A 23472-nucleotide genomic window follows, 5' to 3' on the forward strand; every position below is an offset into this window, starting at 1 on the left:
CTACTCCTCCTGGGTGGAAGCCGGCGGGAGAGTGAACCAGTAGAACCCATGCCCAGGAAGCGTCAAAAGATACGGTAGTTCGCCAATTGGGGGGAACGGGACGCCGCCCATCGTCTCCACCGGCGAGACCCCGACGAATCTGCGCAGGTCCAGCTCCACGGGCTGGGGGAAGCGCGAGAGGTTGTTGACGCAGAGCATCCTGTCGTCGCCCAGCTCGCGGACGAACGCGAGGACGCTCGGGTTGGACGAGTTCAGCTCGGTGTACTCGCCCAGGCCGAAGACCGGGTGGCGCTTGCGGATCTCGATCATCCTGCGGGTCCAGTGCAGCAGCGAGTTGGCGTTCTTCTGCTGCGCCTCGACGTTGATGGCCTGGTAGCCGTAGATCGGGTCCATGATGACGGGCAGGTAGAGCCGCCCGGGGTCGCAGTCGGAGAAGCCCGCGTTGCGGTCGGGGTCCCACTGCATCGGGGTGCGCACGCCGTCGCGGTCGCCGAGCCAGATGTTGTCGCCCATGCCGATCTCGTCGCCGTAGTAGAGGACGGGCGAGCCGGGCAGCGACAGCAGCAGGGCCGTGAACAGCTCGATCTGGTCGCGGTCGTTCTCCAGCAGGGGCGCCAGGCGGCGGCGGATGCCGACGTTGGCCCGCATGCGCGGATCCTTGGCGTACTCGGTGTACATGTAGTCGCGTTCCTCGTCCGTGACCATCTCGAGCGTCAGCTCGTCGTGGTTGCGGAGGAAGATGCCCCACTGGCAGTGCTCGGGGATCTTCGGCGTCTGCGCCATGATCTCGGAGATGGGGTAGCGCGACTCCCGGCGCACGGCCATGAAGATGCGCGGCATGAGCGGGAAGTGGAACGCCATGTGGCACTCGTCGCCGCCGCCGACGGGGTCGCCGAAGTACTCCACCACGTCCGACGGCCACTGGTTGGCCTCGGCCAGGAGCACCCGGTCGGGGTAGATCCGGTCCACCTCGGCCCTGACCCGCTTGAGGTACTCGTGGGTCCTCGGCAGGTTCTCGCAGTTGGTGCCGTCCTCCTCGAACAGGTACGGCACGGCGTCCAGCCGGAACCCGTCGATGCCGAGGTCGAGCCAGAACCTCAGGACCTCCAGCATCGCGTCCTGCACGTCCGGGTTCTCGTAGTTGAGGTCGGGCTGGTGGTGGAAGAAGCGGTGCCAGTAGTACTGGCCGCGCACCGGGTCGTACGTCCAGTTGGACGTCTCGGTGTCGATGAAGATGATCCGGGCGTCCTGGTACCGCTCGTCGGTGTCGGACCAGACGTAGAAGTCGCCGTACGGCCCCTCGGGGTCGTGGCGGGACGCCTGGAACCAGGGGTGGGCGTCGCTGGTGTGGTTCATGACCAGGTCGGCGATGACGCGCATGCCACGTTTGTGTGCCTCGTCGACCAGCTTCACGAAGTCCCCCAGGTCTCCGAACTCCGGGAGGATCTTCATGAAGTCGGCGATGTCGTAACCGCCGTCACGAAGGGGTGAGTCGTACAGCGGCAGCAGCCAGAGGCAGTCGACGCCGAGCCACTGGAGGTAGTCGAGTTTGCCGATCAGGCCCCGGATGTCGCCGGTGCCGTCGCCGTTGGAGTCGGCGAATCCCCTGATCAGGACCTCGTAGAAGACCGCGCGCTTGTACCAGTAGGGATCGCGCGGCTTCTCCTCGTCGAAGGTGTTGGGAATGGGCGTGGTGGAGCTCATGAGCGCTCCCGGGAGTCGCTCATGAGGAGGGACCTTTCACACACGTTTGAAGACTCCCCGCTGAATTCAGTTCTACCGTGGCGCGGCTCGCACGGTGAGAATGTGGGCAGGCTGGATGTGGGGGTCGAGGCGCACGTAGTTGTTCTGCCTCCACCGGTACGACTCTCCCGACAGCTCGTCGTCCACGACGAACTCCGCGTTCCAGTCGAGGCCGAGGGCGGGCAGGTCGAGGTCCACCGTCGCCTCGTGGGTGTGGTGCGGATCGAGGTTGACGACCGCGATCACGACGTCGCCGACCCCGTGCCGTCGTGTGGCCGGGTCGTAGGCGCCGGGAAGCCGTTTGGAAAAGCAGACGATATCCGGCTGGTCGACCCTGTGGAACCGTAGATTACGCAATTCCTGGAGTGCCGGATGCGCTCTTCGGAACAAATTCAGGCGCGTGACGAAGGGCGCGAGACTCCGTCCCTCGCGTTCGGCGGTCATCCAGTCGCGAGGTCTGTACTGATATTTCTCGCTATCAAGGTATTCCTCGCTCCCAGGGCGAACTGGAATATTTTCCCCAAGTTCGTACCCGGAATACATGCCCCACGTCGGCGAGCCCAGCGCGGCCAGCACCGCCCTGATCTTGAAAGCGGGGACGCCGCCGTGCTGGAGGTACTCGTGGAGGATGTCCGGGGTGTTGACGAACAGGTTCGGCCGCAGGTACGCGGACGTCTCGCGGGCCAGCTCCGACAGGTACGTCTCCACGTCGTACTTGGAGTTCTTCCACGTGTAGTACGTGTACGACTGGTCGAAGCCGATCTTGGCCAGCGTCCGCAGCATCGCCGGCCTGGTGAACGCCTCGGCCAGGAACAGCACGTCGGGATCGGTGGCGTGGATGTCGTCCAGCAGCCGCTCCCAGAAGGACACCGGCTTGGTGTGCGGGTTGTCCACGCGGAAGATCCGCACGCCGTGGTCCATCCAGTGCCGCAGCACCCGCCTGACCTCGGCGTAGATCCCCTCGGGGTCCTTGTCGAAGTTGATCGGGTAGATGTCCTGGTACTTCTTCGGCGGGTTCTCGGCGTACGCGATCGTGCCGTCGGCCCTGATCGTGAACCACTCCGGGTGCTCCTTGACCCACGGGTGGTCGGGCGAGCACTGCAGCGCGAAGTCGAGCGCCACCTCCATGCCCAGCTCGCGGGCCCTCGCGACGAAGGCGTCGAAGTCCTCGATCGTGCCGAGGTCGGGGTGCACGGCGTCGTGCCCGCCCTCCTCTGAGCCGATCGCCCACGGCGAGCCCGGGTCGTCGGGCTCGGGGTTGAGCGTGTTGTTGCGGCCCTTCCTGAACGTGTGGCCGATCGGGTGGATCGGCGGCAGGTACACGACGTCGAAGCCCATCTTGGCGACGGCGGGCAGCCGCCCGGCCGCCGTGCGGAAGGTGCCGGACCTGGTGACGCCGGACGCGCTGACCTCCGCGCCCTCGGAACGCGGGAAGAACTCGTACCAGGAGCCGAAGAGCGCCCGCCGCCTGGAGACCCTGACGGTGTTCCACCTCGACCTGGTCACCAGCTCCCGGTACGGGTGCGCGTCGAGCAGCGCGGCCGTCTCGGGCAGCTGCGCCACCGACAGCCGCGCCCGCGGGTCGAGCTCCTCGTCACGCAGCGTGGCGGCGACCGACAGCAGCGAGGCGCGGTGGCCGCACGGGCTCTCGCCGTTCCTGGCCCCGGTCTGCGGCGCGGTCTTCGGCGCGGGGTGCGGGGCGGGGCAGTCGGCCTGCTTGACGGCTCTCGCCGCCTTCTCGAACAGGCGCGCGCCCTCCTCGCACATCAGGTCGGTGTCCATGCCACGGGGGATCTTGATCTCGGCGTCGTGCAGCCAGGTGCTGATCGGATCGCTCCACGCCTCCACGCGGAACTGCCAGTCGCCCTCCGACGGCAGGCAGACGTCGACGGCCCACCGGTCGGTTCCGGGGGCGATCTCCCGCATCCGTCTGAGCCGCCCGCGCTGCCCGTCGGGCGAGCTGAGCACCACACCGGCGGCCACGGCGTCGTGGCCCTCCCTGAACACGGTCGCGGAGAGCTCGAAGGTCTCTCCGGCGACCGCCTTGGCGGGCCACTGCCCGCAGTCGACGATGGGGGAGATGTCCGTGATGGGAATTCGTCCGATCATCGCTTTCAAGAGGTTTGCGGCGGTACTCCCGGTACCGCCGGAGGCTTTCCGTGGCAGGAACGATCCTTGCATGTAAATTGCGGACAGCAGCGGATAGACCTCCCGAGTCTCATCGGGAGAGGCCCAACAAAGCAGAAACGTGCCCCAATACTCCCTCTTCATGCTTGCTCCCGGAAGTGGTTTGAAGGGGGCTGATGGGGGTGAAGGACTCAGAGGTCCCTCCTAGCCCATAGGGTGCAGAAACGTGAGAGCTATTCGCCGGTTTACCGTCCGCACCGTCCTGCCCGCGGAGCTGGCCGCCCTCGGCGAGCTGGTCCACAACCTGCGCTGGTCATGGCACCCCGAGACGACCGACCTCTTCGCGGAGGTCGATCCCCGTCTCTGGGAGCAGGTGGGGCACGATCCCGTCGCCCTGCTGGGAGCCGTCACGCCGGCGAGGCTGAACGAGCTCGCCGCCGACCGCCGCTTCCTGCGCCGTCTCGCCGACGCCGCCGACGACCTGCGCGAGTACATCGTCTCGCCGCGCTGGTACCAGACACTGCCCGACGCCCCGCAGGCCGTCGCCTACTTCTCGCCCGAGTACGGCATCGCCGCCGCGCTGCCGCAGTACTCGGGCGGCCTCGGCATCCTCGCCGGAGACCACCTGAAGGCGGCCAGCGACCTCGGCGTGCCCGTCCTGGCCGTGGGCCTGCTGTACCGGCACGGCTACTTCACCCAGACGCTGTCGCCCGAGGGCTGGCAGCTGGAGCACTACCCGTCGCTCGACGCGGGCGGCCTGCCGCTCGCCCTGCTCAAGGACGACGACGGCCCCGTCAAGATCCGCATCAGCCTGCCCGAGCAGCGCGTCCTGCACGCCCAGGTGTGGGTGGCGCAGGTCGGACGGGTGCCGCTGCTGCTGCTCGACTCGGACGTCGCCGACAACGACACGGCCGCCCGCGACGTCACCGACCGCCTCTACGGCGGCGGCACCGACCACCGGCTCATGCAGGAACTGCTGCTCGGCATCGGCGGCGTGCGCGCGATCCGCGCCTACTGCCGCGTCACCGGCCACCCCGAGCCCGAGGTGTTCCACACCAACGAGGGCCACGCCGGGTTCCTCGGCCTGGAGCGCATCCGCGAGCTCACCGAGACGCGGCTGTCGTTCGACGAGGCGCTGGAGGCGGTGCGCGCCGGCACGGTCTTCACCACGCACACCCCGGTGCCCGCCGGCATCGACAGGTTCCCCACCGAGATGATCGAGCGCCAGTTCGGCGGCGACAACGCCTGGCCGACCGTGCCCGTCGAGCGCATCCTCGCCCTCGGAGCCGAGTCCGACCCGGCCAGGTTCAACATGGCCGTCATGGGCATGCGCCTCGCCCAGCGCGTCAACGGCGTGTCACGGCTGCACGGCGAGGTCAGCAGGGACATGTTCAAGGACCTGTGGCCCGGCTTCGACGTGGACGAGGTGCCGATCGGCTCGATCACCAACGGCGTCCACGCGCCCACCTGGGTGGGACGCGAGCTGATGGAGCTGGCCGGGCGCGAGCTGCCCTCGCTGATCGAGCGCGCCCGCGGCTGGGACGGCATCCAGAAGATCCCCGACGCCGAGCTGTGGGACATCAGGGGCCTCATGCGCCGCCGCCTGGTCGAGGGGGCCCGCAAGCGGCTGCGCGAGGCCTGGCGCGAGCGCGGGGCGTCCGACGCCGAGCTGGGCTGGATCGAGGAGGTGCTCGACCCCGAGGCGCTGACGATCGGCTTCGCCCGCCGCGTGCCGTCGTACAAGCGGCTCACGCTGATGCTGCGCGACCCGGAGCGGCTGGCCGGCCTGCTGCTCGACCCGGACAAGCCGGTGCAGATCGTGATCGCGGGCAAGGCGCACCCGGCCGACGAGGGCGGCAAGAAGCTGATCCAGCAGATCGTGAAGTTCGCCGACCAGCAGCACGTCAGGCACCGGATCGTCTTCCTGCCCGACTACGACATGGCGCTCGCCCAGCTCATGACGCAGGGCTGCGACGTGTGGCTGAACAACCCGCTGCGCCCGCTGGAGGCGTCCGGCACGTCGGGCATGAAGTCGGCGCTGAACGGCGGGCTCAACCTGTCGATCCGCGACGGCTGGTGGGACGAGTGGTACGACGGCACCAACGGCTGGGCCATCCCCACCGCCGACGGCGTGTCCGACCCCGACAGGCGCGACGCCCTGGAGGCCGCGGCCCTGTACGACCTGATCGAGCACGAGGTGGCCGACCGCTTCTACGACCGGGCGGGCGACGGGCTGCCGCGCCGCTGGATGGAGATGGTCAAGCACACCCTGACCTCGCTCGGGCCGAAGGTGCTCGCCGGGCGCATGCTCCGCGACTACGTGACCGACCTGTACACGCCTGCCGCGAGGTCGGCGCGCGCCCTGTCGGCCGACGGGTACGCGTCGGCCAAGGCGTTCGCCGCGTGGCGGCTGCGCGTCGCCCAGGCGTGGCCCGGCGTCCGGGTCGAGCACGTGGAGACGTCGGGCGTCGGCGAGGCGCCGGAGGTGGGGTCCTCGATCGAGCTGCGCGCCACCGTCGCGCTCGGTGACCTGGAGCCGGACGACGTGCTGGTCGAGGCCGCGTACGGCAAGGTCGGCGCGCACGACGAGCTGGTGCGGCCCACGTACGCGAAGCTCGCCGCCGACGTCGTGGACGACGACGGCCGCGCCCACTACACGGGCGTGGTCCCGCTCGACCGCACCGGCGCGTTCGGCTACACGGTGCGGGTGGTGCCGTACCACCCGCTCGCCGCGTCGCCCGCGGAACTGGGCCTGGTGACGGTGCCGGAGGAACCCGCGGGTATGACGAACGGCACATTGCGCTGAACGGGCGGCATAATCGGTCCGTGGACGACAGCGGCAACGGCCTGCGGGCCGACACTCTGGTGGCCACGGTCCGCGGTGTGCTGCCGTCCCTGACGCCCGCCGCCCAGACCGTCGCCCGGCTCATCCTGGAAGACCCCGCCATGGTGGCGCGCAGCACGATCACCGAGCTGTCCGCCGCCTCCGGCACGAGCGAGGCGACGATCGTGCGCACCGCCAGGCTGCTCGGCTTCGCGGGCTACCCGCAGCTGCGCCTGGCGCTCGCGGCGGCCGCGGCCCAGCCCGACCGGCTGGTGCCGGGCGACCTGGCCCCCGACGACCCGCTGTCCGAGGTCATCCAGAAGGTGGCGAGGGCCGAGTCCGAGGCGATCAACGACACCGTGGCCCAGCTCACGTCCGAGCGGCTGGGCCTGGTCATCGACGCGGTCGTCGGCGCCCGCAGGGTCGACGCCTACGGGGTGGGCGCCTCCGGCCTGGTGGCGGCCGACGTGGCCCAGAAGCTGCTGCGCATCGGCATCTCCAGCCACGCCTTCCAGGACGCGCACCTGGCGCTGACCAGCGCCGTCCTGCTCAAGCGCGGCGACGTGGCGATCGGCATCAGCACGTCGGGCGAGACGCCCGACGTGCTGGAGCCGCTGGGACGCGCGAAGGAGGCGGGCGCCACGACGGTCGCGATCACCAACAACCCCCGCTCGTCCATCGCGGAGCTGGCCGAGCACGTGCTCATCTCGGCCGGGCGCGAGACGGAGTTCCGCCCCGGCGCCCTGGCCAGCCGCATCAGCCAGCTCCTCGTCATCGACTGCGTGTTCGTCGGCGTCGCCCAGCGCACCTACGAGTCCTCGCAGGAGGCGTGGGACAGCACCAGGCGCGCCGTCCAGCAGTTCACCCGGAGAACGTCAGCTGCACGTCGTCAGCCTTGACGAACATGACCCGGTGCCCGAACTGGATCTCCAGGTACCTGGTCTTGCCCTTGACCACCACGTGGTCCTCCAGTTTGAAGGTGACCGCCCGGAAGTACTCGGTCGCCGCCGGCCCCGCGAGCGTGTACTTCTCGCCCGCCGAGAACGTGTACTGCAGCGGCGTCACCGCCTGGTAGGGGATGCCCGCCGGGTACGCCTCCTTCTCCGGGTACGCCCTGCCGTACACGGGGACGGTGGCCAGGCCCGGCTTGGGCGTCACCACCAGGCCGGCCGACGGCACGGCCGTGGGCGCGGAGGCCGGGTTGTGGAACCACGCCTTCTGGCCGAGGTACCAGATGGCCGTCCAGTCGCCCTGCCGGTCGGCCACGGCGAAGCGCTGCCCGGTGCTGGCGCGGGCGCTGTGGTCGTACACGCTGTAGAGCGACTCGCCGGTCGGGTGCTTGCCGATGTCCTTGACGAGCGGCGCGTCGGCGCGCGGCTCGGTGCGCAGCCAGACGGTGTTCGCGCTGAGCGGCGGGCAGTCGGCGGAGGGGTTCTCCTTGTCGCAGCCGTAGAAGTACGGCTTGTTGGTGGCGAAGTCCGGCTTGATCATGATCGAGCCGGCGTCGGGGCCGCCGAACTGGTGCAGCGGGGCGCCGATGAGCTGGAAGTAGTGCGCCCAGTCCCAGAACGGGCCCGGGTCCTCGTGCATGGGCTTGACCGTGGTCGGCAGCGTGCCGGGGACGTTGTCGTGGCCGAGGATGTGGGCGCGGTCGAGCGGCACCGCGTGCTTCATCGCCAGGTAGCGGACGAGCCGGGCGGACGAGCGGTACATCGCCTCCGTGTACCAGGTGCTGCCCCGGGCGAGGAAGCCCTCGTGCTCGATGCCGATCGACTTGGCGTTGACGTACCAGTTGCCGGCCTGCCAGCCGACGTCCTTGGTCTTGATGTGCTGGGCGATGTGCCCGTCACTGGCGCGGACGGAGTAGTGCCAGCTCGCGCCGTACTCGGGGTCCTGGTTCAGCCTGATCGACGGGAGGAAGTAGCCCTCCATGTCGTGGATGATGATGTAGTCGACCTTCTGGTTGACCGGCCGGTTCGACAGGTCGTAGTGGCCGTAGTCGTCCGGCGGCAGCTCCTGGTAGGCCGCGGGGATCCACTCGCACGAGATCGAGGCGGGGCACTCCACCCCGTCACGGCGGGCCGGCCGCAGGCCGAGCTTCTCCAGCCACTGCTCGGCGGCCTCCAGGCCGGGCACGGGCGGCAGGGTGACCTTCTGGCCGTCGTCGGTGACGCGCTCGGCGCCCTGCTTGATGGTGGCGAAGACCTCGTCGGCGAAGAACCTGGCGGCCTCCTGCTCCTCGGCTCCCGAGTACCTGGCCACGGCACCGTACCAGTCGGCGGGGTTGTCGCTGAGCGGCGCGCCGATCGCCTTCTGGTAGTCGGCGAGCAGCGCCGCGCCGCCCCTGATGTTGGCGGCGTCGTCGGCGCGGAGCCGCTCGTGGCTCTCGCCGGTGAGCGCTGCGGCCCGCTCCATGGTCCTGAGCGAGGCGGGCGGCGCGGCGGCCGCCTCCTGCGGGGCGGGCGCGGGCAGGGGGCGGCCGTCGTCGCCGCGGGCGTCCTCCTCGCCCTCGCCGTGGTGGTTGGCGCCGGTGAAGGCGGCGGCGTCGGTGAGGTGCATCGGGCCGAACCCGGCGTCGCTGGACGGCTGCCCGGCGTGGGCGTCCCAGCGCGACTCCAGGTAGGAGACGCCGAGCAGGACGCTCTCGGGGACCTTGAACTCCTTGGCCGCCGCGGCGAACGCCTCCTGGCGTCCCGCGGGCTCCTGTGCGTACGCCGCCGTGGTGATCGTTAAGGGCAGGGAGGCGATCGCCGCGACCGCCAGTGCTCTGCGCATGAACCGCTCCTTGGGTGGGGGGCGTGATGCCGTTCAGCGTCTCAACATTTTCCTTCTTAGGCGAGATCTTTAAGAAGGTTTTCTTCACTCATTGATCCGCTGCTCGCGGGGACGCCGACGGGCCTCCCGGGATGTCGCGGCGGCCGGGTGTTAGGTTCGGCCCATGGGTGAGTACGTGAGTGTCGAGGTGGCCGACCAGATCGCCACGATCCGTCTTGACCGTCCGAAGATGAACGCCCTCAGCAGCCAGGTGCAGCAGGAGCTCACCGAGGCCGCCCGCCTCGTCGACGCCGACCCCGAGGTGCAGGCCGTGATCCTGTACGGCGGCGAGAAGGTGTTCGCCGCCGGGGTGGACGTCAAGGAGATGGCGGACATGTCGTACGCCGACATGTCCGCTCACTCGCGCACGCTCCAGGCGTGCTTCGCCGCCGTCGCCGCCATCGGCCAGCCCGTCATCGCCGCCGTCACCGGCTACGCCCTGGGCGGCGGCTGCGAGCTCGCGCTGTGCGCCGACTTCCGCGTGGCGGGCGAGAGCGCCAGGCTCGGGCAGCCGGAGATCCAGCTCGGCCTCATCCCCGGCGCGGGCGGCACCCAGCGGCTGCCCCGCCTGGTCGGCCCGGCCAGGGCCAAGGACCTCATCTTCACCGGCCGTCACGTCCCCGCCCCGGAGGCCCTCGCCATGGGCCTGGTCGACCGCGTCGTGCCCGACGAGCAGGTGTACACGGCGGCGCTGGAGTGGGCCGCCACCTTCGTCGGCGGGCCCGCGGTCGCGCTGCGCGCCGCCAAGCAGGCCGTCGACAGGGGCATGGAGGTCGACCTCGAATCGGGGCTGGAGATCGAGCGCCTGCAGTTCTCCGGCCTGTTCGCCACCGACGACGCCAGGGCGGGCATGCGTGCCTTCGCCGAGAAGACCAAGCCCAAGTTCACCGGACGCTGACCTCGCCGGCGGCCTTCATGCGGGTTGGTGAAGGCCGTCCAAGCATGGTGGGGTTTGCCAGTATCGTGGCGTCCCATGATGCGCGTCCTGGTCCCTCTCCGGCTGCGTAAGGCCGTTCGTGCCTGGTTCGACTCCCGCTACATCTCGGTCGCCGACCACTGTCAGGACATCAAGGACGCGCTGTGGGAGGTGCAGACGCTGCGCCGCGAGGTGAGCGCCCTCCAGGCCGAGGTGGAACGTCTCAGGCAGGCCAGGCAGGCGGCGCCGGGCGGGCTCGGCCAGGCCGACCGCGCGAGGCTCGACGACGCGCACCGGCTGTCGCAGGAGACCGCCCGGTCGCTCGACGGCCTGCTCCAGAACGAGGTGCTGCTCTGGCAGGCCATCGACGGGCTCAAGGCCGCCGTGGAGCGCTCCGGCGAGCGGGCGGGGGAGCGGCCGTGCGCGTGACGTGGACCGGCGGCCGGCTGACGTTCAGGCTCGACCCCGAGGACGAGATCACCGGCAGGGCGTCCGACGAGCACCCGGTCAAGCTCGCGACCAACACCTGCTCCGTCGGCGGCGTGCCGGACGACGCCCACCCCGACCTCTTCGCCGTCGCCGCGTGGACGATCGTCGCCCCCTGGACGCGCAGGCGCGTCACCTTCGACCGGGCGATCTCCGCCGGCCTGGCGCGGGCGCTGCACGACGGCTGGGGGATCGAGGCGGGACCCGTCGGCGCCGAGCCGCGCCCGGCCGGCCGCACCCTGGCCATCTCCTACAGCGGCGGCGCCGACTCGGTGGCCGCCGCCGCGATGCACCCCGACGCGCCGTTCGTCCACTTCAAGCGCGTCCCGCACCCGCGCGTGCCGAACCGGTGGACGCACTACCGCTCCGACGTGCTCGCCAAGCTGGCCGAGCGCACCGGGCGCGAGCTGACCACCGTCACCTCCGACCTGGAGTTCACGCTGGCCGAGCCGCGGCCCGGCTACCCCGAGCACCACGCGGTGGCGGCCGGCGCCCTGCTGCTCGCCGACCGGATGGACCTCGGCGGGCTGGCGTTCGGCTACGAGCTGGGCTCGCGCTGGCTCGGGGGCGACCGCTACCTGCTGCGGTACACGCCCGACAACCCCATGTGGGCGCCGCACGGCGCGTGGGGCCGGCTGTTCGCCGCGGCGGGCGTCCACATCGTGCTGCCCGTCGGCGGCGTGAGCGAGGCCGTCACCATGCGGGTGGCGCTGAACTCCGACCTGAAGGACCACGTGCGCTGGTGCCTGCGCGGCACCGACGGCCCCTGCCGCACCTGCGAGAAGTGCCTGTACAAGGAGCTGATCCAGGCCGCCGTCGAGCGCCGCCCCCTCGACACGCCGATCACCCCCGACCGGCCCGTCGCCCGCAAGTGGCTCAGACCGCCGCCCTACGGCGGCCAGGAGATGGTCGAGTACGCCCTCGCCAGGATCCCCGGCATCGAGCGGACGCTGTTCGCCAAGGCCCTCGACCACTTCGAGGCCACCGAGGAGTCCACGAGCTGGCTCGACCACTGCTACCCGCCCGCGCTCGACGAGATCCCGCAGCCGTGGCGCGAGGAGGCCGCCGCCTTCGTCGGCGAGCACGTCGGGCTCATGACCGGTGACGAGGCGCGGCGGGTCGAGACCTGGGGCGCGGAGCCCGACGAGGAGGCGAGGAGCACGCGGTGAAGGTTTACCTGTCGGTGGACATGGAGGGCGTGACGGGGCTGACCGACCCCGAGGAGATGCACGCGGGGAAGCGCGGCTACGAGCGCGGCTGCGAGCTGATGACGGCTGACGCCAACGCCGCCGTCGCCGGGGCGTTCGAGGCCGGGGCGCGCACCGTCCTGGTCAACGACGCCCATGGCTCCACCAAGAACCTGCGGATCGACCAGCTCGATCCCCGCGCGACGCTCATCCGCGGCCCTGGCAAGGCGCAGCGGATGGCGCAGGGCCTCGACGGGTCGTTCCAGGCCGCCTGCTTCGTCGGCTACCACGCCCGCGCCGGCGTGCCGCACGGCGTGCTCAACCACACCTGGATGGGCAAGGAGATCCAGAACGTCTACCTCAACGGCGAGCTGTGCGGCGAGACCCGCCTGGTGGCCGCCTGCGCCGGCTTCCACGGCGTGCCCGTCGTTCTGGTGACGGGCGACGAGGCCGTGGGCGAGGAGGCGCGCGAGCTGCTCGGCGACGTCGAGACGGTCGCGGTGAAGAAGGGCATCGACAAGTTCTCCGCCGAGCTGCTGCCGCCGAGCGTCGCCCAGCTCCGCATTCGTGAGGCGGCGGCGCGGGCGCTCGGGCGGTTGAGCGACTTCACGCCGTACCGGGTGGAGGCGCCGTACACGCTGGGCGTCGAGTGGAACTCCACGGCGATCGCGGCGGCCGTGGCGCTCGTTCCCGGCGTGAAGACCGTGGGGGCGCGGCACATCGAGTTCACCACCGACGACTTCGGCCAGGTCATGGCGCTGTTCGGGATCTTCGCCACCATCGGCGGCCAGATCGCGTGCGGCAGCGGGCCGTACGGCTGAGACCCGGGACGTAGGAGCGGTGCGATGAAGGACGGCGCGACCCTGACCCGGCGCGGCCTGCTGGTCGGCATCGGGGCCGTCGGCGGCGCGGGCGCCATGTACGCCGCCATGGGAGCGCTGGGCCTGGCCCCGTCCGGCCAGGACAAGGAGTACACGCCGCCGAGGCCGGGCGACTTCTCGCTGCGCGGGAAGGCGGCGGCCTCCGTGGTGATCCTCGGGGGCGGCGTGGCGGGGCTGACGGCGGCGTACGAGCTGGGCAAGGCCGGCTACGACTGCACCGTGTTGGAGGCCAGGCCGCGGGCCGGGGGCAGGAGCCTCACGCTGCGCCGCGGCGACAGGCTCACCGAGGAGAACGGCCCGGCCCAGGAGGTGACGTTCGGCGAGGGCGTCTACTTCAACGCGGGCCCGGGCCGCATCGCGCAGTGGATGCTGGCCATCGACTACTGCCGTGAGCTGGGCGTCCCCATCGAGACGTTCATCAACAACAACGCCCAGGCGTACGTGCACACGAACGGCCGAACGGTCCGGGCCCGCACTGCCCGAGCCGACATGTACGGATATATCGCGGAATTACTCGCGAAGGCCACGAACCTCGGCGCCCTGGACAGGACCATCACCAAGGACGACCAGGAGCGGCTGCTCGAGTTCCTCCGCCGCTTCGGCGACCTCGGCCCCAAGCACGAGTACGACGGCTCCACCCGGCGCGGCTTCGTCAGGAACCCCGGCATGGACGGCGGCGTCCCCATCCCGCCCCCCGGCAGCCTGCACGACGTCCTGGCCGCCGCCACCGGCCGCTCCATCACCAACGACTTCGGCTACGACCAGGCCACCCCCATGTTCCAGCCCGTCGGCGGCATGGACGCCATCGTCCGCAAGCTGGAGGCGGCCGTCGGCCCCGACCGGATCAGGACCGGCGTCCGGGTGACGAAGATCACGAACCTCGACGACGGCGTCGAGGTCGCCTGGGCCGGCGGCGCCGTCAAGGCCGACTACTGCGTCGCCACCCTCCCGCCCCACCTGCTCGCCGCCATCCCGCACAACCTCGGCGCCCAGGTCACCTCCGCGCTGAGGACCCCGGTGCCCGTCGCCGCCGGCAAGATCGGCCTGGAGTACGGCAGGCGCTGGTGGGAGCTGGAGGACCGCATCTTCGGCGGCGTCACGGAGACCGACCTCGACATCACCCACATCTGGTACCCGTCGCACGACTACTTCTCCGACAGGGGCGTCCTCGTCGGCTACTACAACACCGAGCGCGAGGCCGAGCTGTACGCCGCGCTCACCCCCCAGGACCGCCGGCGCAAGGCCGTCACCCAGGGCAGGAAGATCCACGGCGACAAGTACGGCAAGGACCTCCTGTCCAGCGTCTCGATCGCCTGGGAACGCCAGGAGCACATCAAGGGCGGCTGGGTGCGCTGGCCCGCCTTTGATTCGTCCTTCACTCTTCTGCAACGCCCCGCGGGAAGGGTCTACTTCGCGGGCGACTGGCTCACCCACCTGATCGCGTGGCAGGCGGGATCCATGGAGTCGGCCCGCAGCGCCGTCACCCAGCTGCACCGCAGGGCGCTGCAGTCACAGTGACGCCGCGACGCTGCTCCCGCGACCGGCGTAGGGTCCTGGGAGAAGCGGAAGAGGAGATGGGATGACGTTGCACTGGGTGCCGGCGGCCGAACGCCCCGACCTGCTCGCCGCCCCCGTCGCCCGCGCCGTGCGCGAGGTCGAGGGGGCGGAGGTGGCCGAGATCGACCCCGAGCTGGCCGACACGGCGGCGTTCTGCGAGCGCTACGGCGTGCGCCTCGACGAGTCGGCCAACTGCGTGGTCGTCGCCGCCCGCCGAGGCGGCGAGACGCGCCACGCCGCCTGCCTGGTGCTCGCCACCATGAGGGCGGACGTCAACGGCGTGGTGCGCAGGCGGCTGGAGGCGCGCAAGGCGAGCTTCGCGCCCATGGCGGAGGCGGTCGAGCTGACCGGCATGGAGTACGGCGGCATCACCCCCGTGGGCCTGCCCGAGCACTGGCTGGTCCTGGTCGACGCGCACGTCGCGGAGCACCCGCGGGTCGTCATCGGCAGCGGCGTGCGGGGGTCGAAGCTCCGCGTCCCCGGCGCCGCGCTGGCCGCGCTGAAGACCGCGGACGTGCTCTCCCTGGCGATCCAGGACGAACCGAAGCCGATCTGAAGCCGATTCGAGACCGTCGGTTGGGAAACCGATGGGCCCGATCGGAACGTTGTACGAGTGGGAATGTGGCCTCATGGTTCATCTCGTGGGCGGGGATTAAGCCGGTATGGTGCTTCATGCCATGAACGATGACCGACTAGGCCCTTACCGGCTGCTCAGGCGGCTCGGTGAAGGCGGCATGGGCGTTGTCCACCTCGCTGTCGACCCCCAGGGGCGTCAGGTGGCGGTCAAGGTCCTGCGGGGAGAGGTCGCCGGCGACGAGGTCGCCAGGCGGCGGCTCTCGCGCGAGGTGGAGACCATGCGCCGCGTGCGCAGCTCGTACATCGCCGAGGTGGTCGACGCCGACGTCACCGGTCATCGCCCGTACATCGTCACCCGTTACGTGCCCGGCCGTCCGCTCGACGAGATCGTCAAGGACGACGGCCCGCTCGACCTGCCCGCGCTGGTCAGGGTGGCGCACGGCGTGGCGTCCGCGCTGGCCGCCGTGCACTCCGTCGGCGTGATCCACCGCGACCTCAAGCCGGGCAACGTCCTCATCCTCGACGGCGATCCCGTCCTGATCGACTTCGGCATCGCCCAGGCCGTCGACGCCACGCGGCTGACCCAGACCGGCATGTTCATCGGCACGCCCGGCTACCTCGCGCCCGAGATCATCGAGGGCCAGGAGGCGGGGCCCGAGGTCGACGTCCACGCCTGGGCCGGCACGCTGCTCTACGCCGCCACCGGCCAGCCGCCCTTCGGCAAGGGCACGCTGGAGATGATCTTCTACAACATCACGGCGGGCAAGGCCGACGTGAGCGCGGCGCCCGCCGAGCTCCAGCCCATGCTGAAGGCGGCGTTCCAGCGCAACCCGGCCAAGCGTCCCAAGGCGGCCGACCTCGCCGAGCAGACGGCCAGGATGCTGCCGCGCCCCGCGCGCGGCGCGGTGCCCGACGAGATCTCCACGGTGCCGCGCTCCGAGCCGCACGGCCTGCTCGCGCCGCCCCCGTACGCCTCCGACAAGCCGTCGTACGACGTCTCGACGCCGCCGATGACGCCGCGCAGCCTCATCGACGCCCAGCAGGGCGCGATGCCGCCGGCGGCGTCGGCGCCGCCCGCGCCGTCGATCCCGTCGACGCCGCCGGTGCCACCGGTGCCCCCTGTGTCCACGGCGGCGCCCGCGCAGCAGCAGGTGCCGCCGGCCCAGCCCGCCGTGTCGCAGGAGCAGCCGCAGTACGTCTCGCTGCTGCCCGGCGAGGCCGACCCGTGGCCCACGCGGCGGGTGACGCCCGAGGAGCTGGCGCAGGTCAACTCCGTGCCGCCGAACCGGCCGTGGCCGCAGGCGGGCCCCGGGAGCAGCGCCCCTCACAGCGCCCCCCACAGTGCGCTGCCCGGCGCCCCCAGCGTCCCCCAGAGCGCCCCTCACGGCGCTCCGCAAGGCTTCCCCGGCGTTCCCCAGGGCACGCCGTACGGTGCTCCTCAGGGGCCTCACGGGGCCGCGCACGCCGTGCCGCAGGGTGCCGCGCCCGTGCCCGCCTCCTCCGAGACCGACATGCCGACCCGGCGGGTGCGGCCGGAGTCGCCCGACTTCCCGCGGCCGAACCCCGTGCCGCCGCCGTACATCCCGGCGCAGCCGCAGTTCCCGCCCGACCCGGTGACCAGGGGCGAGCCGTTCATCCCCGCGGCGGTCCCCGGGCAGCCGCTCAGGCAGTCCAAGGCGTACGCCGTCGCGAGCGCCATGCTGGCGGTCATCATGATCGTCGCGGCGGTCCTCGCCCCGGTGCTCACCGCCGTGGTCGTGCTGCCGCTCGCCGTGCTGCTGCGCGCGGCCGAGATGGCGCAGCCGTCGCTGATCTCCCGAAGGCCGTCCGGGGCGGCGGCGCTCGACGTCGTACGGGTGCTGGCCCTGCCGAAGGAACTGGTCAAGTCCGTGGGCATCACGCTGGCGCTGTCGCTGTACGCGCTCGTCCTCGGCACGCCCGTCACCCTGATCCTCACCGTGTTCGCCGGGATGGACCCGTCGAACGCGCTCGCCTGGGGCGCCGCGGTGGCGCTCTGGACCGTCTGCGCCGGGCCCGCGGTGGTCGCGCCAGGACGTCAGATGCGCAGAACGCTCTCATCCCTCGTACCCTCGAGAACAGCGGCGATGGTGATGGCGGGAGTCCTCGCGGTGGGGGCCGCGCTCTCGCTGATCCTCGCCTACAGCACGTTCGGGGACGATCCGAGGGGGGCCGTATGGACTCCGCTGAACGTCACGCCGGTGACCGGCAAACTGGAGGAGTTGGGCGGGGGATGACACGGAGGTGGCGATGAGCACGCAGGCGCCGGAGCGGCTCGGGCCCTATCGTCTGGTCAGGAAGATCGGCGAGGGCGGCATGGGCGTCGTCCACCTCGGTCTCGACGGCGAGGGCCGCGAGGTCGCCATCAAGGTGCTGCACCCGCACGTCGCCGCCGACCTCAAGGCCCGCGACCGGCTCACCCGCGAGGTCGAGACCATGCGCAGGGTGCGCAGCCCGTTCGTGGCCGAGGTGATCGACGCCGAGCTGGCCGGAGGCCAGCCGTACGTGGTCACCAGGTTCGCGCCAGGCCGCACGCTGGAGGAGACCGTACTCGGCGACGGGCCGCTGGAGGCCCGCGAGGTCATCAGGCTCGCCGAGGGCCTGTGCCAGGCGCTGGTGGCCATCCACGCGGCCGACGTCATCCACCGCGACTTCAAGCCGTCGAACGTCATGCTGGTCGACGGCGAGCCGCTGGTGATCGACTTCGGCATCGCCCACCTGGTGAACGCCACCAGGCTGACCCAGACCGGCATGTTCGTCGGCACGCCCGGCTACCTCGCGCCCGAGATCATCCGCGACTCCGAGATCACCCAGGCGGCGGACGTCCACGCGCTCGCCTCCACCGTGTTCTTCGCCGCCACCGGCGCCCCGCCGTTCGGCACGGGCACGTTCGAGGCGGTCTGCTTCAACATCATGGAGGGGCGTCCCCAGCTCGACCGCGCGCCCGTGTGGCTGCGCGGCTGGCTGAGCCGGGCCCTGCACGTCGACGCCGCCTCCCGGCCGGGCGCTCGCGAGCTGCTGCGCATGGCCAGGTCGCTCGACCCGTCGGTGGTGACGTTCAACGAGACGGCCATCCTCGAGGTGGAGCCGGACCGGCCCGACGACCGGTCCGAGAGCCGGTCCGACGAGGGGCCCACGGGCACCAAGCGCGTCGGCGGGGGCACCCGCGCCATGGACACGTTCTCCGACCTGCTGCCGCCCGTGCAGTACGCCGAGCCCGAGCCGCCGCGGCGGGCGGCGCGCACGCCTCCGACCAGGCGCGAGGAGGTCCCGCCGAGCCGCGACCCGCGTCCGCGGCCGCGGCGCGAGGAGCGCCCGCCTCCGTACGTGCCCGCGCCCGTCGGCGCCAGGCCGGTGCCGTACACCGACCGGCGGGTGGCCGGCCACCCGCCGCCCGCGCCCGTGCCCGTGCCCGTGCCCGCGGCGCCGCCGCAGCAGCCCCGCTACGCGCCTCCGCCCGCGGCGGAGGCCCCGCGCGGGCACACGCCGCCGGGCGAGCGGAGGCGCTACGTGTTCGGCGCCCAGTTCACCGGCCTGCTCCTGCTGGTCACGCTGATCGCCATGACCGTGATGATGCCCGTCATGGTCGGCGCGGTGGCGGTCGCGCTGGCGCTGGTGCTGCGCATGGGCGGGTACCTGTTCGGCGACCTGGTCAAGCGGCGGCAGCTGCGCGGCTCCAGCGCCGCCGACCCGCTGCTCGCCGTCGTCGGCACGCCGTGGGCGCTCGTCAAGGCGGGCCTGGTCACGATGGTCCACGTGCCGCTCGCGGCGCTGTTCGGCATGTGCGTCTGGGGCCTGCTGCGCTGGGGCGGCGGCATGACCGTCAACGACGCCGCCGCGTACGCGGCGGGCGCCTTCTCGGCCGGCCTGTTCGTGCTGCCGGGAGGCGGCGCGCCCCGGCTGGCCGTCGTCAAGTCGCTCACCGGCGTGCTGCGCAGCCCGGGGGCGGCCCTCGTCGCCGTGCTGGTGGTCGGCACGGTGGCGATGTTCGCGGTGATGTTCGCGCTCGGCCAGGAGACCACCTGGAAGCCCTGGCAGGCGCCCGAGACCGTGATACACCGGCTCAGCCAGCAGGCCGAGCAGAGCACCGTCGGGCTGCTGACCGGGCTGGTCGACGACTTCCTCAGGAGGGTGGGGCTCGGCTTCCTGTCTCCCTGGTCCTGAGTGTCCCGGCGGGCGGGTGAGGGGAGAGTAGGGGTATGAGCGATCACCTCGGCCCGTACGAGCTTCTCTCCCGGCTCGGGGCCGGCGGCTTCGGGGAGGTGCATCTCGCGCTCGACCCCGAGGGGCGCACGGTCGCCGTCAAGGTGCTGCACCCGCACGTCGCGGCCGACGGCGCGGCGCTCGCCAGGCTCTCTCGCGAGGTGGAGACCATGCGCAGGGTGGGCGGCCCGCACGTCGCCGAGGTGCTGGACGCCTCGCTGGAGGGCGCCAGGCCGTACCTGGTGACCCGGTACGTGCAGGGGCGGCCGCTCAGCGCCGTGCCCGTCCCCGTGGCCGACCTGCGGCTGCTGGCGAGCGGCCTGGCCGACGCCCTGGCGGCCATGCACGACGCCGGGGTGGTGCACCGCGACCTGAAGCCGGCCAACGTGATGATGAGCGAGGGCGAGCCCGTCGTCATCGACTTCGGCATCGCGAGCGCGTTCGACTCCCTGTCGGTCACGGCCTCGGGCGCCGTCGTGGGCACGCCCGGCTACCTGGCCCCCGAGGTGCTGGAGGGCGGGGAGGCGGGCCCCGAGGCCGACGTGTTCTCCTTCGGCGCGACGCTCGCGTACGCGGCCACCGGGCGGCACCCGTTCGGTCAGGGGCCGCCGTCGGCGGTGGCGTACCGGGTGGTGCACCACCCGCCCGACCTCGACGGCGCGCCCGCGTGGGTGGCGTCGCTGTTAGCCGAGTGCCTCGACCCCGACCCGGCGAAGCGGCCGTCGGCCGGCGAGATCCTGGCGCGGCTCGGCACGGCTCCCGAGCGGCGGCCCCGGCGGGCCGCCTTCCGCATGGGGAGCGACCGCCCCCGGGCCGGGCGGGCCGGGAGGGCCGGGAGGGCCGCACGTGAGGACGTGGACGTGCACGACTCGGTCACGAGGGAGTGGCGTCCGGGCACGGGGCCGCGCGGGGGCCAGGTGGAGGAGTCCAGGGCCAGGCACAGGGAGAGGGTGCGCAGGCGGTGGCTCGTCGGGTCGGCGATGTTCATGGCGCTGCTCGCCGCGGCGGCCCGCGGGCCGCTGCCGGAGGTGGCGCTGTTCCTGCTGGCGGCGTTCACGCTGGGCGGGGTCGCCGACGCGGGGGTGGCGCTGCTCTCGCGCGCGCCGCTGCGCAGGGGCAGGATCATCGCCGACCTGGTGGCCGTGGCGGGCGCGGTGGGGCTGTGCTTCGGGCTGAGCGCGGTGTTCAGCACGTTCACGCTGGCGCTGTTCGCGGGTACGGCCCTGGTGGTGGGCGTCGTGTTCCTGCTGTCGGCGTGAGGCCGTCAGGTCCGGCGCGGTGACGAGGCGCACACCAACTCCGGAACAAAGTTCGGTATGGTGGAGGTGGCTTTCGCGCAGCCCCTGCCACCTGGCGGTTTGCGGGTAAGCTACTGATGGGTAACATGGCCGCGGGAGCCAGGGGCGACTCTGACCCACCCGCTGTCACGAGCCCGTCGCGGCACCTGGCAGTCTGGACAGCATGCATCCGGCGCCCACCGCAACGAGGCGGTGGCGCACGCGAACACGGGAGGTCGGCCACCGGCCATGAACATCGTCGTCTGCGTGAAGCAGGTCCCCGACACGGCGACCGAGCGCAAGCTGCGGTCCGATGACAAGACGCTCGACCGCGACGCCGCCGACGGCGTGGTCAACGAGCTTGACGAGTACGCGGTCGAGGAGGCACTGACGCTCCAGAAGGCCCACGGCGGTGAGGTGACCGTCCTCACCATGGGTCCGGGCAAGGCCACCGACACCATCCGCAAGGCCCTCGCGATGGGCGCCGACAAGGCCGTCCACCTCAGCGACGACGCGCTGCACGGCTCCGACGCGCTGTCCACCTCGTACGCGATGGCGCAGGTGCTCAAGAAGATCGGCTTCGACCTGGTCATCCTGGGCTCCGAGTCCACCGACGCGCGCACCGGCGTGCTGGCCGCGATGCTGGCCGAGCGCCTGGGCGTGCCGCAGCTCACCCTGGCCAACAAGGTCGAGGTCGAGGGCGGCTCGATCACCATCCAGCGCCTGACCGACTACGGCTTCGACCGCGTCTCCGCGTCGCTCCCGGCCGTCGTCTCGGTGGTCGAGAAGATCAACGAGCCGCGTTACCCGTCCTTCAAGGGCATCATGAGCGCCAAGAAGAAGCCGGTCGAGACGCTCGGCATCGCCGACGCCGAGATCGACGCCGCGCAGGTCGGCCTGGGCGCCGCCTGGTCGGAGGTCGTCGACTTCGCCGCGGCCCCGCCGCGCTCGGCCGGCACCGTCGTCAAGGACGAGGGCGACGGCGGCGTCAAGGCCGCCGACTTCCTCGCGTCCAAGAAGTTCATCTGAGAGAACGGGGGTTTTGCTGATATGTCGGAGATTCTCGTTCTCGTGGAGCACGCCGACGGCGAGGTCAAGAAGGTCACGCTCGAACTGCTGACCCTGGCCCGCACGCTTGGCTCGCCCTCCGCCGTGTGGGCCGGCCCCGGCATCACCGCCGAGGCCAAGGCCAGGCTCGCCGAGTACGGCGCCGACAAGATCTACGTCGCCGGCTCCGAGGAGATCACCGGGTACGTCGTGGCGCCCAAGGCCGAGCTGCTCGCCCAGCTCGTCGCCGAGAAGCAGCCCGCCGCCGTCCTCGTGGCCTCCACGGCCGAGGGCAAGGAGGTCGCGGGTCGCCTGGCCGTCAAGACCGACTCCGGCGTCATCACCGACGCCGTCGGCCTCGGCGAGGGCTTCGTGGCCGACCAGTCGATCTTCGGTGGCGGCGTCAACGTGCGGTCGCGGGTGCGCACGGGCACCCCGATCGTCGCCATGCGTCCCAACTCGACGGCTCCCGAGCCGTCCGCGGGCGCGGGCGCCGAGGAGGAGGTGGCGGTCACGCTGTCCGACGCCGCCAAGGCCGCGCGCATCGTCGAGCGGGTCAAGCAGGAGAAGGGCGCCCGCCCCGAGCTGACCGAGGCCGCGATCGTGGTCTCCGGCGGACGCGGCGTGGGCTCGGCCGAGAGCTTCTCGGTCATCGAGGCCCTGGCCGACGCCCTGGGAGCGGCCGTGGGCGCCTCCCGCGCCGCCACCGACGCCGGGTGGTACCCGCACCAGTTCCAGGTGGGCCAGACCGGCAAGACCGTCTCGCCGCAGCTCTACATCGCGGCGGGCATCTCGGGCGCCATCCAGCACCGGGCCGGCATGCAGACCGCGAAGACCATCATCGCGATCAACACTGCCGAGGACGCCCCGATCTTCGAGCTCGCCGACTTCGGCGTCGTGGGCGACCTGCACCAGGTCGTGCCGCAGCTCACCGAAGAGGTCAACAAGCGCAAGTAGCGCGCGCGGGAGCGGCGGCGCCGGTGGTCCGGCGCCGCCGCTTCGTGCTGTCGCGGCCCGTGTTCACACCGGGCTGGTCGTCCGCGGAGGCGCCGGGGCCGACACTCCGCGCGCCAGCCAGCCCACGATGACCCCGGCCAGCAGCGCGACGCCGTGGAGGTCGCGCAGCAGGGTCAGCGTGAGCGCGACGGCGACGGGGACGGCCCCTGGCAGCCAGGAGGGGAGCCGGTCGCGCCGGGAGACGAGCTGGAAGCCCGCGGCGGCCACGGCCGCGACGAGGACGACGCGGAGCGTGCCGTCCGCGCCGGTCACGCCGGCCGCGCCGCCGACGGCCGAGAGCACCCAGGCGCCCGGCAGCAGCGTGTAGAACGCCGCCAGCGAGCGTTCGAGCGGGCCCGCCGCGGACATCGCCAGTGCCGCGGCCAGCCCGCACAGGGCGACCGAGTTGCCCGCGCCCGGCTGGCCCAGGAGGTACCCGGAGGTCTCGCCCGCCAGCGCGCCGGTCGCGTAGAACAGCAGCCAGCGGGCCGGGCCGAGCGCGCGTTCCGCCAGGTGGCCGAGCACCGCCAGGAACCCCAGGTTCACGACGGTGCCCGCCACGCCGCCGTCCTGGACGACCAGGGCCGTCACGAGCCGCCACCACTGCCCGTGGGCGATGGCGTCGGGGTCGCGCATCAGGGCCGGTACGAGACCGGGGACGGCGAACTGCGCCACGCTGGGGACCCCGGTGACGGCGAGGACGGCGAGGGTGACGTAGGGCTTGAACACGTCCCTCAGCCTGACACACTCCCTGACATCGGGGCAGTGCAGTCGCTCAACTCACAGAAAGGGCATCGGTCATGCCCGCCGGTGGGAGGGG

The 23472-nt window shown here is 71.8% G+C and carries 17 protein-coding genes; 13 read left to right on the plus strand and 4 right to left on the minus strand.

The features are described from left to right. Together treS and BMX74_RS31180 are read right to left on the minus strand one after the other, a co-directional pair. On the minus strand, nucleotides 1-1704 hold the full coding sequence (gene treS, locus BMX74_RS31175) for a maltose alpha-D-glucosyltransferase (RefSeq protein ID WP_055505223.1): 1704 nt from the start codon (nucleotides 1702-1704) through the stop codon (nucleotides 1-3). 72 nt (nucleotides 1705-1776) lie between these two features. After that, the gene (locus tag BMX74_RS31180; RefSeq protein ID WP_177227574.1) at nucleotides 1777-3852 is read right to left on the minus strand and encodes an alpha-1,4-glucan--maltose-1-phosphate maltosyltransferase; all 2076 of its coding nucleotides are present in this window, start codon (nucleotides 3850-3852) and stop codon (nucleotides 1777-1779) included. A gap of 244 nt (nucleotides 3853-4096) precedes the next feature. Between BMX74_RS31180 and glgP the strand changes: the two genes are divergently transcribed. Both glgP and BMX74_RS31190 read left to right on the plus strand, forming a co-directional pair. After that, nucleotides 4097-6676: an alpha-glucan family phosphorylase gene (gene glgP / locus BMX74_RS31185; protein WP_091104182.1), complete on the plus strand. Its 2580-nt coding sequence runs from the start codon at nucleotides 4097-4099 to the stop codon at nucleotides 6674-6676. Between the two features lie 20 nt (nucleotides 6677-6696). Further along, nucleotides 6697-7593 (plus strand): MurR/RpiR family transcriptional regulator, encoded by an 897-nt coding sequence (locus BMX74_RS31190; RefSeq protein WP_055505220.1) that lies wholly within the window; start codon nucleotides 6697-6699, stop codon nucleotides 7591-7593. Here BMX74_RS31190 and BMX74_RS31195 read toward each other — a convergent pair. Beyond that, a complete protein-coding gene (locus tag BMX74_RS31195; RefSeq protein WP_055505219.1) occupies nucleotides 7556-9469 on the minus strand; it encodes an N-acetylmuramoyl-L-alanine amidase in 1914 nt (637 codons plus the stop codon). The genes BMX74_RS31190 and BMX74_RS31195 overlap by 38 nt on opposite strands. A gap of 163 nt (nucleotides 9470-9632) precedes the next feature. Here BMX74_RS31195 and BMX74_RS31200 point away from each other — a divergent pair, with 163 nt between their 5' ends. From BMX74_RS31200 to BMX74_RS31250, 11 genes are all read left to right on the plus strand, one after another. Continuing rightward, nucleotides 9633-10406: an enoyl-CoA hydratase/isomerase family protein gene (locus BMX74_RS31200; RefSeq protein WP_091104183.1), complete on the plus strand. Its 774-nt coding sequence runs from the start codon at nucleotides 9633-9635 to the stop codon at nucleotides 10404-10406. Between the two features lie 75 nt (nucleotides 10407-10481). After that, complete coding sequence (locus tag BMX74_RS31205) at nucleotides 10482-10853, plus strand: hypothetical protein (protein ID WP_091104185.1); 372 nt, start codon at nucleotides 10482-10484, stop codon at nucleotides 10851-10853. Beyond that, entirely contained in the window at nucleotides 10844-12079 is a 1236-nt protein-coding gene (locus tag BMX74_RS31210) for a DUF6395 domain-containing protein (RefSeq protein WP_055505216.1), read from the plus strand. The genes BMX74_RS31205 and BMX74_RS31210 overlap by 10 nt, the downstream gene beginning before the upstream one ends. Beyond that, nucleotides 12076-12918 carry a M55 family metallopeptidase gene (locus BMX74_RS31215; RefSeq protein ID WP_055505215.1) on the plus strand — a complete coding sequence of 281 codons (843 nt, stop codon included), beginning with the start codon at nucleotides 12076-12078 and terminating at the stop codon, nucleotides 12916-12918. Before BMX74_RS31210 ends, BMX74_RS31215 begins: the two co-directional genes overlap by 4 nt. A gap of 24 nt (nucleotides 12919-12942) precedes the next feature. Then, a complete protein-coding gene (locus tag BMX74_RS31220; RefSeq protein ID WP_091104186.1) occupies nucleotides 12943-14496 on the plus strand; it encodes a flavin monoamine oxidase family protein in 1554 nt (517 codons plus the stop codon). A gap of 61 nt (nucleotides 14497-14557) precedes the next feature. Then, the gene (locus tag BMX74_RS31225; RefSeq protein ID WP_091104188.1) at nucleotides 14558-15091 is read left to right on the plus strand and encodes a YbaK/EbsC family protein; all 534 of its coding nucleotides are present in this window, start codon (nucleotides 14558-14560) and stop codon (nucleotides 15089-15091) included. 121 nt (nucleotides 15092-15212) lie between these two features. After that, nucleotides 15213-17366: a serine/threonine-protein kinase gene (locus BMX74_RS31230; RefSeq protein WP_177227576.1), complete on the plus strand. Its 2154-nt coding sequence runs from the start codon at nucleotides 15213-15215 to the stop codon at nucleotides 17364-17366. 13 nt (nucleotides 17367-17379) lie between these two features. Continuing rightward, nucleotides 17380-19293: a serine/threonine-protein kinase gene (locus tag BMX74_RS31235; protein ID WP_091104217.1), complete on the plus strand. Its 1914-nt coding sequence runs from the start codon at nucleotides 17380-17382 to the stop codon at nucleotides 19291-19293. 35 nt (nucleotides 19294-19328) lie between these two features. Next, on the plus strand, nucleotides 19329-20591 hold the full coding sequence (locus BMX74_RS31240) for a serine/threonine-protein kinase (RefSeq protein ID WP_091104191.1): 1263 nt from the start codon (nucleotides 19329-19331) through the stop codon (nucleotides 20589-20591). A 267-nt stretch (nucleotides 20592-20858) separates the two neighbouring features. Continuing rightward, nucleotides 20859-21638: an electron transfer flavoprotein subunit beta/FixA family protein gene (locus BMX74_RS31245; RefSeq protein ID WP_055505209.1), complete on the plus strand. Its 780-nt coding sequence runs from the start codon at nucleotides 20859-20861 to the stop codon at nucleotides 21636-21638. Between the two features lie 21 nt (nucleotides 21639-21659). Further along, a complete protein-coding gene (locus tag BMX74_RS31250; protein WP_055505208.1) occupies nucleotides 21660-22613 on the plus strand; it encodes an electron transfer flavoprotein subunit alpha/FixB family protein in 954 nt (317 codons plus the stop codon). A gap of 63 nt (nucleotides 22614-22676) precedes the next feature. On the opposite strand, the gene BMX74_RS31255 is transcribed toward BMX74_RS31250, so the two are convergent. Further along, nucleotides 22677-23381 (minus strand): rhomboid family intramembrane serine protease, encoded by a 705-nt coding sequence (locus BMX74_RS31255; protein WP_091104192.1) that lies wholly within the window; start codon nucleotides 23379-23381, stop codon nucleotides 22677-22679. Between the last annotated feature and the right edge of the window lie 91 nt (nucleotides 23382-23472).

The sequence above is a fragment of the Nonomuraea pusilla genome, assembly GCF_900109355.1.
GTDB lineage: Bacteria > Actinomycetota > Actinomycetes > Streptosporangiales > Streptosporangiaceae > Nonomuraea > Nonomuraea pusilla.

Coding starts and splice junctions, on each gene's coding strand:
- treS (WP_055505223.1), bottom strand. CDS start 1,704: ATGAGCTCCACCACGCCCATTCCCAACACCTTCGACGAGGAGAAGCCG.
- BMX74_RS31180 (WP_177227574.1), bottom strand. CDS start 3,852: ATGATCGGACGAATTCCCATCACGGACATCTCCCCCATCGTCGACTGC.
- BMX74_RS31195 (WP_055505219.1), bottom strand. CDS start 9,469: ATGCGCAGAGCACTGGCGGTCGCGGCGATCGCCTCCCTGCCCTTAACG.
- BMX74_RS31200 (WP_091104183.1), top strand. CDS start 9,633: ATGGGTGAGTACGTGAGTGTCGAGGTGGCCGACCAGATCGCCACGATC.
- BMX74_RS31205 (WP_091104185.1), top strand. CDS start 10,482: ATGATGCGCGTCCTGGTCCCTCTCCGGCTGCGTAAGGCCGTTCGTGCC.
- BMX74_RS31220 (WP_091104186.1), top strand. CDS start 12,943: ATGAAGGACGGCGCGACCCTGACCCGGCGCGGCCTGCTGGTCGGCATC.
- BMX74_RS31225 (WP_091104188.1), top strand. CDS start 14,558: ATGACGTTGCACTGGGTGCCGGCGGCCGAACGCCCCGACCTGCTCGCC.
- BMX74_RS31230 (WP_177227576.1), top strand. CDS start 15,213: ATGAACGATGACCGACTAGGCCCTTACCGGCTGCTCAGGCGGCTCGGT.
- BMX74_RS31235 (WP_091104217.1), top strand. CDS start 17,380: ATGAGCACGCAGGCGCCGGAGCGGCTCGGGCCCTATCGTCTGGTCAGG.
- BMX74_RS31240 (WP_091104191.1), top strand. CDS start 19,329: ATGAGCGATCACCTCGGCCCGTACGAGCTTCTCTCCCGGCTCGGGGCC.
- BMX74_RS31245 (WP_055505209.1), top strand. CDS start 20,859: ATGAACATCGTCGTCTGCGTGAAGCAGGTCCCCGACACGGCGACCGAG.
- BMX74_RS31250 (WP_055505208.1), top strand. CDS start 21,660: ATGTCGGAGATTCTCGTTCTCGTGGAGCACGCCGACGGCGAGGTCAAG.